The following is a 14,025-nucleotide window of genomic DNA, read 5'->3' as shown; positions in this document are numbered from 1 at the left end:
AGCGGGGACCGGCCGGGCGGCGGCCGTATCGCTGTGTCAGGCGGCCTCGAAGCGTTCCCACACGCGGTGGCTGCCCAGGAGCCGGGTGATCTCCTCCAGCGTGCCCTCCTCGCCGTGGCCGGTCACCACTCCCGGGGCGCCGGCGGGCACACCGGCCGCCGCGAGCACGCTGTCCGCGCCTGCCCAGCCGCCGATCGCCTTGCCGTGCCGGTACGCCTCCGACAGCATCAGCAGCACCCTCGGGTCGGATTCGCCGCCGCGTCCCGCCGCGGGATCACCCGCCTTGGCGTCGCGGGCGCCGATCGCGTCGGCGGCCGGGCCGGGAGCTCCGGCGAGCAGCACGGCGTCGAACTCGATCGAGCGCGCGGTCGCGAAGGTGCGCTGTACGGCCACCGGTTCCCCGCCGCCGCCGAGCGCACCTCCGTCGGGGCCGACGACCAGTGGCACCATGCCCGCCGCCAGCACGGCCTGCCGTACGGAACGGACCCCGTCGAGGTCGCAGCCGGCGTCGGCGACGATCCCGATGACGCGGCCGTCCAGCGGCCAGGTCTGTCCGAGCTGGGAGAGCGCCGGGCTCGGTTCCACGGACGCGAGCGGCTCCGTCGGCCCGGGTGCGCGCAGGCCGAGGGCGGCGGCGACGCCGGCGCACAGCTCGGGGTCGATGTTGGCGAGGACCTTCAGACCGCGCTCCTTGATGGCCTGCTCGTAGCACTTGCCCAGCTCGAACGAGTAGGCGGCGATGATGTGTTCACGCTCCACGGGAGACATGCTGAGCCAGAACCGGCGGGGCTGGCTGAAGTGGTCGGCGAACGAGTCCGGCGCCTCGCGGACCTTCTTCGCCGCCGGCACCTCGACGGGCACCTCGACGTAGGCGCCCAGGTCCGCCCCGGCCTGGAACGGACAGCCGGCGTCGAGCGAGTTGGGCCGGTAGGGCGCCACGCCCCGGTGCACGGCGGTCTGGTGCATGCCGTCCCGCAGCATGTCGTTGACGGGTGCGTGGGTGCGGTTGACGGGAATCTGGGCGAAGTTGGGGCCGCCGAGCCGGCTGATCTGGGTGTCCAGGTAGGAGAAGAGCCGGCCGGAGAGCAGCGGGTCGTCCGTGATGTCGATGCCGGGGACCAGGTGGCCGGGGTGGAAGGCGACCTGCTCGGTCTCCGCGAAGAAGTTCGACGGGTTGGCGTTCAGGGTCAGCAGTCCGATCGGCTGTACCGGCGCCAGTTCCTCGGGGACGATGTTCGTCGGGTCGAGCAGGTCGATGCCCTCGAACGTCTGCTCCGGGGTGTCGGGGAAGGTCTGGACGGCCAGTTCCCACTGCGGGTAGGCGCCCGCCTCGATCGCGTCGGCAAGGTCCCTGCGGTGGAAGTCGGGGTCCATCCCGCTGGTGATCTGCGCCTCCTCCCACACCATGGAGTGCACGCCCAGCTTCGGTTTCCAGTGGAACTTCACCAGCGTGGTGGCGCCCGCGGAGTTGACCAGCCGGAAGGTGTGGACGCCGAAGCCCTCCATCATGCGGAACGAGCGGGGAATGCCCCGGTCCGACATGTTCCACAAGGTGTGGTGGGTGGCCTCCGTGTGCAGGGTGACGAAGTCCCAGAACGTGTCGTGGGCGCTCTGCGCCTGCGGGATCTCGCGGTCCGGCTGCGGTTTGCCCGCGTGGATGATGTCCGGGAACTTGATCGCGTCCTGGATGAAGAACACCGGAATGTTGTTGCCGACGAGATCGAAAGTGCCTTCTGTCGTATAGAACTTGGTGGCGAAGCCGCGGGTGTCGCGCACCGTGTCGGCGGAGCCGCGGGAGCCGAGGACCGTGGAGAAACGTACGAAGACCGGCGTCTCCACGCCCTTGCCGAGGAACGCCGCCTTGGTGATCTGCGCGGCGGTCCCGTAACCCTGGAAGACGCCGTGCGCCGCGGCGCCGCGCGCGTGGACGACCCGCTCGGGGATGCGCTCGTGGTCGAAGTGGGTGATCTTCTCGCGCAGGTGGTGGTCCTGCAGCAGGACGGGGCCGCGGCTGCCGGCCTTCAGCGAGTGGTCGGTGTCCGGGAGCCGGGCGCCCTGTGCGGTGGTCAGGTACGGACCGGCCTGCGCGACGGCCGCCTGGTCGGCCCCCGTCTCCTGTCCCGTCGGACTCACGGTCGCCGGGCCGCTCTGGTCCGGTTTGGGCGGGAGCGGCTCCCTCGGCTCCGTCGGTTCGTCGACGGTGGGCGGTTGCGGCGACGGCCTGCCGGGGATGCCGCCTTCGGCGCCGGAGTTCTTCCGGTTCATGCGTCCTCCACGGATACGGGTGCCGGACGCCGGAGAGTCTCCGGCGCCTCGGACATACTCGGCCGATTCTTCTGCCCCGGCGGGGGCACGGCAGTCCGGGTACGCCCATCCCGGTGGACCTGGCGGCGAACGGCGGAGCTTCGGCGAAGGGCCCGTCCCGTGACGTCCGGCGCCTACAGTCCGCCCGCGACGCGCAGCACCGCTCCCGTCGTGTACGACGCGTCCTGCGAGAGGAGCCACGCGACCGCTCCGGCGACCTCCTGCGGCTGTCCGGCCCGGCCCATGGGGACGTTGGCCGCGACCTTCGCGGGCCGTTGGGGGTCCTCATGGAACTCGGTCCAGATGGTGCCGGGGGCGACGCAGTTGACGCGGATGCCGTCGGCGGCGACCTCCTTGGACAGACCCGTCGTCATGGCGTCGACCGCCGCCTTGGTGGCCGCGTAGTGCACGTACTGGCCGGGGCTGCCGAGGGTGGCGGCCGCGGAGGAGATGTTGACGATCGCGCCGCCGCCGGAGCCGGTCATGTCACGGACGGCACGGCGGGCGCAGAGCAGATATCCCCACACGTTGACCTCGAGCGCCCGGCGCATCCCTTCGGCGTCGGCGTCCGCGAGGCGGCCGTTGGGCCCGCTGATGCCGGCGTTGTTCACCAGCCCTGTGACGGCGCCCAGTTCGGCAGCGCTGTCGAAGAGACCGTCGACCGACTGCTCGTCGGCGGTGTCGACCCGGACGGCCAGGGCCCGGCGGCCGGCCGCGCGCACCGCCTTGGCGACCTCGTGCGCCGCGGTCTCGTCGGAGCGGTAACCGACCACCACGTCGTGACCTTCCACTGCGAGGCGGGCGCAGACCGCGGCGCCGATGCCGCGACTGCCGCCGGTGACGATGGTGAGTTGCTGACGCAAGGCGGACTCCGGTGGTACGGGGGCGGATGCGGACCGACTCTAATCCGCCCTCCTCCGCTGCCTCACCTCGGCCCGCTCGGCGGCAGGTCGGCGCCGGACGGCCTGGGCCGACCGGCACCTCCGTCCGCGCCCGCCGGTCAGGGCCCGCCGTCCGCGCCCGCCGTCCGCGCCCGCCGGTCACGGCATCGACCGGAGCAGCAGCAGGGCGGTGTCGTCGGTCCGGTCGCCCGAGGGCAACGCGCCCTGGATGAGCTGGTCCGCCAGCACTTCGAGGTCGCGGGCACCGGCGGCCAGGGAGCGGGCGAGTTCGTCGATCGCGAACCCGATGTCGGTGCCCGGTCGTTCCACCAGCCCGTCGGTGAAGAGGGCGAGAACACTGCCCGGCGGCAGGGTGACCACGGAGGACCGGTAGTCGGAGACCGGTTCGATGCCGAGCAGCAGGCCCGGTGGCACGGCCACGGTCCTGGCCGTTCCGTCGGGGCCGCGCAGCAGCGGCGGCGGGTGGCCGGCCGTGGCCAGGCAGGCGCGGCCGCGGGCGAGGTCGATCTGGACGTAGAGGCAGCTGGCGAAGAGTCCCGGATTGAGGTCGGTGAGCAGGCGGTTGGCGCCGGCGAGGACGTCACTGGGGGACGCTCCGGCGAGGGCCTGCGCGCGGACCGCCGTACGGACCTGGCCCATCAGCGCCGCAGCGGGAACGCTGTGACCCTGGACGTCTCCGATGACGGCCGCGGCCGTGGTGTCGTCGAGGCGGATCAGATCGTAGAAGTCGCCTCCGATGTCCATGCCGCGGGTGGCGGGCAGGTAGCGGGCGGTGGCCTGAAGGTTGGTCAGCGAAGGAAGGGTCTGCGGGAGCAGGCTCGTCTGGAGGCTGCGGGCGAGGCCGCTCTTGGTGTCGTAGAGGTGCGCCCGGTCGAGGGCCTGTGCGACCAGGCCGCCGAACGCGGTGAGCATGGCCCGTTCGTCGTGTGCGAACGGGCGGGGGCTGTCGTAGGCCATGACGCAGCAGCCGAGCGGGCGGCCGGCGGCCACGAGCGGCAGGAACGCCCATGCGTGATGGCCGTCGTCACCGACGGCGTTCGGGAACGCCTCCTCCAGTTCGCGGCGGGAGGCGAAGAAGGCCGGCTCGCCGGTGACCACCACGCGCCCGCCCGGGTTGTCGGGCACCAGGGGCACTCCGCCGAGGTGTTCGGCCTCCTGGGGGCCGTAGCCGCTGTGGCCGCGCAACCGCAGTCTGCCGGCGTGGGTGGCGAGCAGGGCGACGGCGTGGGCGCCGAAGCTGGGGGCGATCTGGTCCACCACGAGCTTGATCACGTCGGGCACGCTGAGCGCCTCGGTGAGCGCGGCGGCGAGGTGCGCCATCCGGTAGAGGACATCGGCGCGGGGCGCGGTCCGTGCCGGGGCCGATCCGGTCTGCTCGAGCACGGGCGGGTCGGCGGCGACGGAGGCCACGGCGGACGACGGATCGGCGGCCTCGCCGCCGCCCAGCCGGGAGGGGGAGATACGGACGCTGATGCCCCGTGCGTCGGGGTAGAGCTCGAGGGACAGCCACAGGCCGTCGGGGCGCCGCACGGTGAACGAGGTGGGGCTGCGGCTCATGACGGCCGACCGGTAGCGGTCCTCGAAGACGGGGTCGTCGAGCCACGGCAGGAGCTCCCAGGGCCGCGCGCCCGTCAGGGCGACCATGTCGGAGCCGACGAGCTTCGCGCCCGTGGCGTTGACGAAGGTGACCCTGCCGTCGAGGTCGAGGGCGCAGCAGCCCTCCGGCAGGCGTTCGGTGTAGTCCACGGCGGCGAAGGCCTGGGACTGGGTGACCCGGCGCCCGCGAGGCACCGGCATCAGCCGGGGTTCGGTGGTCGGCCGGACGGGGTGGCCGTTCTCCTCCGCCCTGCGCAGGGCGGCCGCGATGTGACCGCACGTCCGTTCGACGGCCTTCCGCCGGGCAGGGTCGATCTCCATGGACTGCGAGCCGGGCCAGAGCACCAGGACCCCGCCCCAGGTGCGGCCGGTGCTGGTGATGGGGGCGGCGGCGAGGGCGAACGAGTAGGGCAGGGCCAGGCCGAGGCGCGGGTAGCGGCGTGCCAGTTCGCCTTCTGCCCCCACCCAGATCAGGCGGTCCTCGCGGACCGCCTGGGCGAGCGGTCCGGAGGCGGAGACGCCGACCCTTGCCCACGGCATGGCGAGGCTGGAGGGTACTCCGGCGAGGACGACGGCACTGAGCAGCTGACTCTCCGGAGGCAGTACGTAGATCCCGCCGCCGTACCCGCCGGTCTCCCGCAGCATCCGGGACAACAGCCGTTGCAGGGCCTCCACGGCGCCGTCTTCCTCGTCGGACGATGCCATGGCCTAGTCCCTCGCGACCGGGGCGGACCGTGCCGTCCCCGCGCGGTGCGGCGCCGTCGGGCGCACACACCATGCGGGCCGACCGGGCCGGGGGCCGGGACCGGAGCGTTCCGGGCGGCCGGTCGGGGCGGGACAAGGTACAGGTTTCATCATTTGTGGACATTACGCCCAAACCTCGGCAGCCTGCACCCCTGGGCCGCCTACCTGGGAACGTCAGGAACCCGGCCGGTCCTCGACGGTCACCCGTAGCGTCCGGACCTCGGGATCGGCGCCGTCGGGGACGACCATGCCGGCGTCCGCACCGCTGCGCAGGTACCGCAGCACCGCCTCGTTCAGGCGCTCACCGGGCAGCGCCACGGGAATGCCCGGCGGGTAGGGGGTGAGCATCTCGGCGCTGACACGGCCCACGGCCTTCTCCCACGGGACCTGCTCGACCCGGCCGAAGTACGCGTCACGGGGCAGCATGACCTGTTCCAGCCGCAGGTCCGCGGGGTCGGGCACCTCCACCTCCGGCGCCGGTCGCAGCTGCGGCGCCTGGGCCGGCACGTCCCGCAGGGCGGCGAGGAGACGCTCCGCGGAGGTCTCGTCGTCCGCATGGGTCAGCTGCGCGCTGATGCGCCGGTGGTCGGCGAGATGGAGGTTGACGCGGTGTGTCCGGCGCAGCCGGTCCGCGATCCGGTAGCCCGTCGTGCCGAGTGCGCTGACGTCGATGACGACCTGCAGCGGGTCCATGTCGGTCGCACGGCCGGGACCGCAGAGGTCGTCCCTGCCGTGGACGTGCATGCCGTCGATGTCCTCCACGCGGGCCCGGACGTGGCCGGCGAGCGCCAGCGCCGCGTCGTACAGGGCACGGCCGTGCTCGACCATCTGGCGGCGCCAGCCGTCGAGCGCGGCGTAGATCAGCGTGGAGGGACTCGTCGTTCCCAGCAGGTCCTCACGGCTCTTGAGGACCGTCGGGTCGATCAGATCGCCCTGGAGGTGGAACACCGAACTCTGTTCGAGCCCGGAGCCCATCTTGTGGACCGAGGTGACGCACACGTCGGCCCCGGCGTCCATGGCCCACGTCGGCAGGTCGGGGTGGAAGGGGAGATGGGCGCCCCACGCCTCGTCGACGATGAGCGGCACCCCGTTCTCGTGGCACGCCTCCGCGATGCCCGTCAGGTCCGAGCAGGTCCCGTAGGGGGTGGGGGTGGTCACCAGAGCGCCGCGGGCGTCGGGGTGCTCGGCCAGCGCGGCACGGAAGGCGTCGGCGGACGGCGGGTGGGCCATGTGCCGCTCCGCGTCCCACTGGGGCTCCACCCAGACCGGACGGATGCCCGCGAGCACCAGGCCGGAGACCACGGACTTGTGCGCGTCGCGGCCCACGAGCAGCTTCTCGTGCGGGCCCGCGACGGCGAGCATGGCCGCCTTCACGGACAGCGAACTGCCACAGGTGGAGAAGAAGGTGTGTTCCGCCCCGACGGCGTCCGCCATCAGCTCCTGGGCGTGCTCGAGCACGGCGTGCGAGGAGGTCCTGTCGTCGAGGCCGCTGATCGCGAGCACGTCCGACCGGAAGACCTCGTCGCCCATGACCGCGCGCACCCGCGGGTCGGCGCCGCGGTGCTGCTTGTGCCCGGGCGGCGTGAAGGGGGTCTGTTCCTCCGCGTGGTACGCGGCCAGCGCATCCAGTACGGGTGTCCGTGAGTGGTCCATGTGACTCCGCTTCCCTTCGGGGCGGCACGAAAACTGACGGGCTGGGCCGAACGGGGCATTCCGCTGCGGCTCCCGGCCCGCTCGCTCGGCGACCAGCGGATGCTCGGCCGCTGTCAGGAAAACCGGTTGTGGGCGGCGCGGACGCACGGGTATTGGTTCTGCATGACCTCTCTCGGCGCAGTGTTCCGTCCGCAGTTGCCTCCCGAACGGTTGCGCGAGGTGGTCCGCGCGGCGGATGCCGCCGGGCTGGAGGAGTTGTGGCTCTGGGAGGACTGCTTCCTGGAGAGCGGCATCGCCACGGCGGCTGCCGCCCTCGCCTGGTCGGAGCGTCTTCGTGTGGGCGTGGGCCTGCTGCCGGTCCCCCTGCGGAACGTCGCCCTGACGTCGATGGAGGCCGCCACACTGCACCGGCTCTTCCCCGGCCGGGTGGCCCTGGGCGTCGGGCACGGCGTACAGGCGTGGATGGGGCAGGTCGGCGCCCGCGTCGAATCGCCGCTGACGCTGCTGCGCGAGCATCTCACCGCCATGCGGGCGCTGTTGCGGGGTGAGCGGGTGACGGTGGACGGCCGGTACGTGAAGCTCGACGGCGTCGCCCTCGACTGGCCTCCGGCGACGGCTCCTTCGGTGCTGGCCGGGGCGACGGGGCCGCGCTCACTGAGGCTGACCGGCGAGGCGGCCGACGGAACGATCCTCGACGCGGCCGTTCCGCCCGACGGGGTGCGCAACGCCCGCCGGCTGATCGACGAGGGCCGGACGGCGGGCGGACGCACCGGCCGGCACGAGATCGTCGTCTATCTCCACACCGCGACCGGCCCCGGCGCCGAGGGCCGTCTCGCAGCCGAACTGGAGCGCTCCGGCGGGGCGTCGGCGCCTGGACTCGGCGTGGCGGGCGACGCGGGCGCGGCGGCGAAGGCCGTCCAGCGGCTGGTGGACGCGGGAGCGGACACCGTGGTGCTCCAGCCGACGGCCGACGAGCCGGACCCGGAGGGCTTCGTACGCTTCGTGGCCGAAGAGGTACGGCCCCTCGTCCCCCGTATGTCCGACGGCCCCTGACGCGGTGTCAATGCCGGTGCCTGGCGTGCGCGGGCATCTCGCTCACCCTGACCAGATGGTCGAAGTCGACCGCCGCGCCCTGCAGCAGCAGGTCGACCAGAGGGCGTGCGGCCGCCCTGCCTGCCACGGTGTCGCCGAACAGGGCCCGCTGGTAGACCACCGACGCGAGGAGGTCGACCAGCAGGTCCGGATCGACGCCGGCACGCAGGTCACCGCGGTCGACGGCGCGCCGCACCGCGACCATGGCGGCGTGCCTGCTGGGCTGCACGAGGACGTCGATCAGACGCCTGTGCAGAGCGGGGTCGTGCGCGCAGTCCGCGACGAGCGGCGCGAGCACGCCGGCCGGCAGCCGGTCGAGAAGCGCCTCCGCCAGCACGCCGACGCTCTGGGTCAGGTCACAGCGGGTGCAGCCGTTGTCCGGCACCGGCGGCGTGACCAGCACAGAGGCGAGGGCGTCGATCACCAGGCTCTGCCGGGTGGGCCAACGCCGCCGGACGGACGCCTTCGTGGTGCCCGCCCTCGCCGCGACCGCCTCGAGGGCGAAGCGGGAGTATCCGTGCTCCCGCAGCACGTCGAGCGTCGCGGCCACCACCGCGGCGTCGATCGCCGGGTCGCGCGGACGGCCGGCCGCGGGGGGTGTCACTGTGCGGCGTCCTGCGGGTACCAGCGCAGTTCGACGGTGTTGCCGTCGGGGTCCTGCACGTAGAGCGACCATGCGTCGCCCCGGGCGCCGTAGCGTTCCACCGGTCCTTCCAGCACGTGGAAGACGCCGGAGTCGATGACCTCCTGCCAGTCCAGCGGGTCGACGGTCAGGCATATGTGGTCCACGTTGGACTCGCCCCGGGGGCGGCTGACCAGGTCGATGATGGTCGTGGGGGTGATCCGCACGGACGGGAACGGCACCTTGCCCGCCCGCCACTCCTCCACGCGTACGGGCTCGAGCCCGAGCGGTCCGCAGTAGAACTCCAGGGCTCGTTCGACGTCTTGGACGTTGAGCACCAGATGGTCGAAGTCCTTCACTCGCATGACGTTCCTCCCCCTCATTCGAATCCGATCCGGTTCGTATCGTAATCCTCGCGCCCCTCCCCCGGCAAGAGGTGGCAGCACACGAAACGGGAGGACGGCAAGGCGACACCAGGGAGCGCTATATGCCGTTTTATGTCGTTTAGTCGTTGTCCTCGTGGCTACCCGGGCGTCCAGGGACGTCCGAGAAGGAGGAAGTCGTGATCACCAAAGCACAGATCCGGAACGTACTGGACCACCCGGTATACGACGCCGACGGCAACAAGGTCGGCAACGCCAAGCATGTCTTCCTCGACGACGCCACCGGCGAGCCCGACTGGGTCAGCGTCCAGACGGGCCTGTTCGGCGGCAACGAGTCGTTCGTGCCGATCCGGGACGCCAACATGGTCGAGGACCACCTCGAGGTGCCCTACCCGAAGGACACCATCAAGGACGCCCCCAACGTCGACGTGGACGCAGGTGGCCATCTCTCGGCGGAGGAGGAAGAGCGCCTGTACCGGCACTACCGCATCGACTGGGACACCGCGTGGAAGCGCGCCAACCAGCCCTCCGAGGGCGGCTGGGCCCACTCCGGCGGGGCGGGCGGGACAGGCCAGGCGGGCACGGCGGGAGCGGCGGGAGCGGCAGGCGCCGCGGGTGCTGCGGGTGCTGCGGGCGCTGCGGGCGCTGCGGGTGCCGCCGGGAAGGCAGGCAGGAGCCGCGCCGGAGCGGGCCAGGGCATGGCGGGCGAGACGCCGGCCCACGCGCGCACGGCGGCCGGCCAGACCCGCGGACGCGACATGGCCGGCGAACGCCGGGACATGGCGGGCAAGGAAGGCCGGAGCGACGCCGACTCGGCGATGACCCGGTCCGAGGAGACCATGCATGTCGGCACCGAGCGTCATGAGATGGGCCGTGCGCGGCTGCGCAAGTACGTGGTGACGGAGGAGGAGCAGCAGACGATCCCGCTGCGCCACGACGAGGTGCGCGTGGAGCGTGAGCCGATCACGGAGAGCAACAAGGGCGCGGCACTGTCCGGGCCGGAGATCTCCGAGGCCGAACACGAGGTCACCCTGTACGAGGAACGCCCGGTCGTGGAGACCCGCGTCGAGCCGGTCGAGCGTGTCCGGCTGACGACCGAGGAGCACACGCATCAGGAGACGGTCAAGGGCCGGGTCCGCAAGGAGCGGATCGAGGCCGAGATGCCGGACGAGCCCACCGAGCGGGCCTCGCGGGAGAAGCACGAACGCCGTGGCCCGGGTGGACCTGGTTGACGCGTCCACAGCGGCCCGACGGCCGTGTGGCGGGGTGAGGGTGACGAGGCGGACGGTGCCCGGCGGTTGCGAGGACCGGTCGGGCGCCGTCCGTCTCTTTGTTCCGGCGCGTGCTCCGTGCCGACGCGTACGACGTCGCCCGCTCCTGCCGACGCGCACGGCGTCTCCCGCTCCGTGCCGACGCCTACGACGCTGCTGCCGGGGCGGGTTGCGCATCCGGCGCCGGTCCCCGTGCCGCACGTCCCCGGTGCTGCCCGTCCCGCCCTCCACCGGCGGGCCCGGTCAGGTCAGCGAGCCGGGGCGGAGGGTGCCGTGCCTGCGTGGTGGTCGTGCAGTTGTTCCAGGCGCCGCTGGAGCAACTGGAGCGCGCCGCGCTGGCGTCCCGGCACCCGCCGTCGCAACGCCACCAGGGCCGGGGCGAGTTGCCGTGCCCTCGCCGCGTCCCTGATCTGCTCCCACTGGTGATGCGCACGGTCCACGGCCGCTTCGACGTCCGGATCGTCGGGGGTCTGCTGACGGCCGAGCCGCACATCGGCGGCGGTCATCCACAACTCGCAGCTGCGGGCCGGGTCCCGGGCGAGCCGCGCGAGGTCCGCCCGTACCTCCAGCCAGTGCAGCACCTGGACGGAGCCGGGCCCGTGGGCCCGCAGCGCCTCGTTCTCGCACGAGGCCGCGGCGGCCGCGGCCTCGTCGTGGCGTCCGGCCCGCGCGGCGGCGAGTATCGCCGGATGCGGGTCGGCCCCCGGGGCCGCGGGACTCGCCGGATGTGCGTCGGCCGAGGCCGGGTCGGGACCGCCGGTGGGAGGCGGTGCGATGCGCGGGCCCGGCACTGCGGCGTACCCGTGCACGGGTCCCGCGGTGTGTCCGGCCGGGTGGCCCGACGGGGACCCCGCAGCGTGCGCCGAGGCGTTGGAGGGGGCGTTCGAGGGGGTGATGCCGAACAGGAGCGCGCCGTCGGGGGCGTCCTCGGACGCCGTCTGCGCGGCGGCCTGTTCGTGGAGGTGCTGAAGCGGCGGGCGCGCCCCGCTGCGCCAGATCGCGGCCACGGCCTTCAGGTGCACGGGGGCGGCTACGGTGCGACGGCCGGGAGCGGGAGCGATCCGCCCGTACATCCGTGTCCCGTCGCCGAACAGCAGTCTGCCGCCGGTGACCTGCTGCCAGGCCTCCGTGTCGGCGACGAGGTCCAGCACCACCGTGGTCGTTCCCGGCCGCCGGATCTTCAGCTCGCCCACCAGCCAGTGCCAGGGCAGGGCCGTGTAGCGCATCGTCGCCGGTGACGTGCGGGCCAGGGCGAGATGCAGCTGCCGTTGTTTGCGGTCCACGTGCAACTGCCCCGCCAGATACAGGTGCAGCGGTCCGGGCGAGGCCGCCGCGGCGCGGATGCGGGTCAGGACGGTCTGTGGATCGAGCGGATCGGCGAGCTCGATCACCGTGGCCGCGGCCGTACCGGCCGTACCGGCGAGGACGTCCGCCGGTACGGCCGCGAGCGCGGGCAGCACGGACGCGGCGTCGATGAGACGTCCCTTGCCGGCCGGGGCGGCTGCGAGGAGCAGCGCGGTACCCGGGGCCGGACTCTCCCGGTTCTCCCCTGTGATCAGCACATCAGCACCGTACCCGGTCCGGCCGGGCGGAGCCGGACGGCCGCCGCACGACGGCTATTTGTGGACGCGGTACTTCAGATGCGTCGCCAGCGGGGTGTCGACGACCCTGATGACCTCCAAGCGCCGCTGCTCCGCCCCGAGGTTGTCGAGCAGCCGCAGGCCCGCGCCGAACAGGACCGGAACCACATGGAGTTGGAGTTCGTCGATCAACCCGGCACGCAGGTACTGCTGGACGGTACGGGCCCCGCCGGCGATGTCGACGTTGCGCCCGCCGGACGCGGCCTTGGCCTGTTCCAGCGCGCTGTGGATGCCGTCCGTGACGAACGTGAAGGTCGTGCCGCCCTCTTTGACGAGCGGCCGGCGGGGGCGGTGGGTGAGCACGAACACAGGAGTGCGGAACGGCGGTTCGTCGCCCCACGGCACCTCACCCGTGTCGTACATCGTCCTGCCCATGACCACGGCCCCGGTCGAGTCGAACCACTCGCGCATGATCTCGGAGTCCACGTTGTCCTCTCCGCCGGTCATGCCCTGGCGCTCGCGCCACGAGGCGAGGTTGTGGATCCACTGGAACAGCGCGTCCGCGCCCTTGCCCCCGGGATGGTCGGGACCGATGTCCGTGCCTGCGACGAAGCCGTCGAGGGACATGGCGAGATCGGCGGTGACGGTGGTCATGCTGGGCTCCTCATCGGGTGTGGTGTGCGGTCTCACCCTTGCGTCGATCGGGAGCCGCCCTTTTCGACATCGTCGCCAGGAGATTTCGCGGTCAGGTGCGGGAAGCGGAATTCGGTGCGGCTGTGCCACGGCTCGTGCGGGCGCACCACCGTGGTGGGGTACTCGGGCCGGTTGGGGGAATCGGGCAGGTGCTGGGTCTCCAGGCACACACCGGAATGCCGTTCGTGACGCCGTCCGGAGGGGGCCGCGAGCGACCCGTCGAGCTGGTTGGCCGTGTACACCTGCACGCCGGGCTCCGTGGTCCATACCTCCATGACGCGCAGTCCCCCCGGCGCGATAAGCCGGGCGGCGCGGCGTGGTGCGGCGGCCGGGCCGGCGGGGTCCAGCACCCAGCAGTGGTCGAAGCCGCCGGCTGCGCGCAACTGCTCGTCGGGCATCGCGAGCCGTTCGCCGAGAACACGCGGCTCGGTCAGATCGAAGGCGGTGCCGCGTACGTCGGCCGCCGGGCCCTGGGGGATGCCGGTGGCGTCGACGGGCAGGTAGCTGTCGGCGTCGACCTGCAGCGCGTGGCCGCGGATGTCGCCTTCGCCGGTGAGGTCGAAGTAGGCATGGTGGGCGAGGTTGACCACGGTGGGCCGGTCGGTGGTGGCGGTGAAGTCGACGGCGAGGGTCCCCTCGGCATCGAGGCTGTACGTCACGGCCACGTCGAGTGCGCCCGGGAAGCCCATGTCGCCGTCGGGGCTGTGCAGGGACAGCCGCACGGCCGCGCTCCCCTCTCCGGGCACCTCGCTCGCCTGCCACACCTTGGTGTCGAAGCCGCCCGGGCCGCCGTGCAGGGCATGGCCCCGGTCGTTGGCCGGGACGTGGTGGCGGGTCCCGTCGAGAGTGAAGGTGCCGTTCGCGATCCGGTTGGCGAAGCGGCCGACGACTGCGCCGACGTAGGCGTTCTTCTCCGCGTAGTCGCCGATCCCGGGGAGGGCGAGGACCACAGAGGCGTCCTCGCCCAGGGTGTCCGGGACGGTGAGTGTGTGGAGGACTGCGCCGTACGTGAGGACCTCGGCCCGCACCCCGTGCCCGGAGTCGAGAGCCCAGAGGTCGATCTCCTCACCGCCGGGGAGGGTTCCGTAGGGAGTGCGGGTGACGGCGGGGCGGGGCATGGGGATCCTTCGGGCGGGAAGCGGGTGGTGGGCGGAAAGCGGGGCGGGGGCGGGAACAGGGTGGTGG

Annotated in this window: 11 protein-coding genes; 2 read left to right on the top strand and 9 right to left on the bottom strand. The window is 72.7% G+C overall.

What is annotated here, in order from left to right; translation table 11 throughout:
* Nucleotides 1-36: 36 nt before the first annotated feature.
* The 4 genes from AB0K36_RS15935 to AB0K36_RS15920 form a co-directional block, all read right to left on the bottom strand.
* Nucleotides 37-2,265, bottom strand: a complete 2,229-nt coding sequence (locus AB0K36_RS15935; RefSeq protein WP_364593885.1) for a catalase — start codon at nucleotides 2,263-2,265, stop codon at nucleotides 37-39.
* Nucleotides 2,266-2,438: 173 nt separating this feature from the next.
* Nucleotides 2,439-3,167, bottom strand: coding sequence for an SDR family NAD(P)-dependent oxidoreductase (locus AB0K36_RS15930; RefSeq protein WP_364593882.1), 729 nt, complete (start codon nucleotides 3,165-3,167; stop codon nucleotides 2,439-2,441).
* Nucleotides 3,168-3,344: 177 nt separating this feature from the next.
* Nucleotides 3,345-5,507 carry a SpoIIE family protein phosphatase gene (locus tag AB0K36_RS15925; protein WP_364593879.1) on the bottom strand — a complete coding sequence of 721 codons (2,163 nt, stop codon included), beginning with the start codon at nucleotides 5,505-5,507 and terminating at the stop codon, nucleotides 3,345-3,347.
* A 213-nt stretch (nucleotides 5,508-5,720) separates the two neighbouring features.
* Entirely contained in the window at nucleotides 5,721-7,199 is a 1,479-nt protein-coding gene (locus AB0K36_RS15920; RefSeq protein WP_364593876.1) for an aminotransferase class I/II-fold pyridoxal phosphate-dependent enzyme, read from the bottom strand.
* Nucleotides 7,200-7,361: 162 nt separating this feature from the next.
* Between AB0K36_RS15920 and AB0K36_RS15915 the strand changes: the two genes are divergently transcribed.
* The gene (locus AB0K36_RS15915; RefSeq protein WP_364593874.1) at nucleotides 7,362-8,252 is read left to right on the top strand and encodes an LLM class flavin-dependent oxidoreductase; all 891 of its coding nucleotides are present in this window, start codon (nucleotides 7,362-7,364) and stop codon (nucleotides 8,250-8,252) included.
* 7 nt (nucleotides 8,253-8,259) lie between these two features.
* On the opposite strand, the gene AB0K36_RS15910 is transcribed toward AB0K36_RS15915, so the two are convergent.
* Both AB0K36_RS15910 and AB0K36_RS15905 read right to left on the bottom strand, forming a co-directional pair.
* The gene (locus tag AB0K36_RS15910) at nucleotides 8,260-8,895 is read right to left on the bottom strand and encodes a TetR/AcrR family transcriptional regulator (RefSeq protein WP_364593871.1); all 636 of its coding nucleotides are present in this window, start codon (nucleotides 8,893-8,895) and stop codon (nucleotides 8,260-8,262) included.
* A complete protein-coding gene (locus tag AB0K36_RS15905) occupies nucleotides 8,892-9,278 on the bottom strand; it encodes a VOC family protein (RefSeq protein ID WP_364593868.1) in 387 nt (128 codons plus the stop codon). Before AB0K36_RS15905 ends, AB0K36_RS15910 begins: the two co-directional genes overlap by 4 nt.
* A gap of 197 nt (nucleotides 9,279-9,475) precedes the next feature.
* Here AB0K36_RS15905 and AB0K36_RS15900 point away from each other — a divergent pair, with 197 nt between their 5' ends.
* Nucleotides 9,476-10,528 carry a DUF2382 domain-containing protein gene (locus AB0K36_RS15900; RefSeq protein WP_364593865.1) on the top strand — a complete coding sequence of 351 codons (1,053 nt, stop codon included), beginning with the start codon at nucleotides 9,476-9,478 and terminating at the stop codon, nucleotides 10,526-10,528.
* A 287-nt stretch (nucleotides 10,529-10,815) separates the two neighbouring features.
* On the opposite strand, the gene AB0K36_RS15895 is transcribed toward AB0K36_RS15900, so the two are convergent.
* The 3 genes from AB0K36_RS15895 to AB0K36_RS15885 are packed head-to-tail and all read right to left on the bottom strand — an operon-like array spanning nucleotide 10,816 to nucleotide 13,958.
* Nucleotides 10,816-12,129, bottom strand: coding sequence for a hypothetical protein (locus AB0K36_RS15895; RefSeq protein WP_364593862.1), 1,314 nt, complete (start codon nucleotides 12,127-12,129; stop codon nucleotides 10,816-10,818).
* A 54-nt stretch (nucleotides 12,130-12,183) separates the two neighbouring features.
* Nucleotides 12,184-12,801 (bottom strand): dihydrofolate reductase family protein, encoded by a 618-nt coding sequence (locus tag AB0K36_RS15890; protein WP_364593859.1) that lies wholly within the window; start codon nucleotides 12,799-12,801, stop codon nucleotides 12,184-12,186.
* Nucleotides 12,802-12,833: 32 nt separating this feature from the next.
* Nucleotides 12,834-13,958 carry an aldose epimerase family protein gene (locus AB0K36_RS15885; protein WP_364593856.1) on the bottom strand — a complete coding sequence of 375 codons (1,125 nt, stop codon included), beginning with the start codon at nucleotides 13,956-13,958 and terminating at the stop codon, nucleotides 12,834-12,836.
* Nucleotides 13,959-14,025: the final 67 nt, after the last annotated feature.

The organism is Streptomyces kurssanovii, from assembly GCF_040677245.1.
Lineage (GTDB): Bacteria > Actinomycetota > Actinomycetes > Streptomycetales > Streptomycetaceae > Streptomyces > Streptomyces kurssanovii.
Note: the sequence above shows the minus strand (reverse complement) of the source record. Positions and strands in the feature narration are given on the sequence as shown.

Coding starts and splice junctions, on each gene's coding strand:
- AB0K36_RS15925 (WP_364593879.1), bottom strand. CDS start 5,507: ATGGCATCGTCCGACGAGGAAGACGGCGCCGTGGAGGCCCTGCAACGG.
- AB0K36_RS15905 (WP_364593868.1), bottom strand. CDS start 9,278: ATGCGAGTGAAGGACTTCGACCATCTGGTGCTCAACGTCCAAGACGTC.
- AB0K36_RS15915 (WP_364593874.1), top strand. CDS start 7,362: ATGACCTCTCTCGGCGCAGTGTTCCGTCCGCAGTTGCCTCCCGAACGG.
- AB0K36_RS15885 (WP_364593856.1), bottom strand. CDS start 13,958: ATGCCCCGCCCCGCCGTCACCCGCACTCCCTACGGAACCCTCCCCGGC.
- AB0K36_RS15890 (WP_364593859.1), bottom strand. CDS start 12,801: ATGACCACCGTCACCGCCGATCTCGCCATGTCCCTCGACGGCTTCGTC.
- AB0K36_RS15935 (WP_364593885.1), bottom strand. CDS start 2,265: ATGAACCGGAAGAACTCCGGCGCCGAAGGCGGCATCCCCGGCAGGCCG.
- AB0K36_RS15920 (WP_364593876.1), bottom strand. CDS start 7,199: ATGGACCACTCACGGACACCCGTACTGGATGCGCTGGCCGCGTACCAC.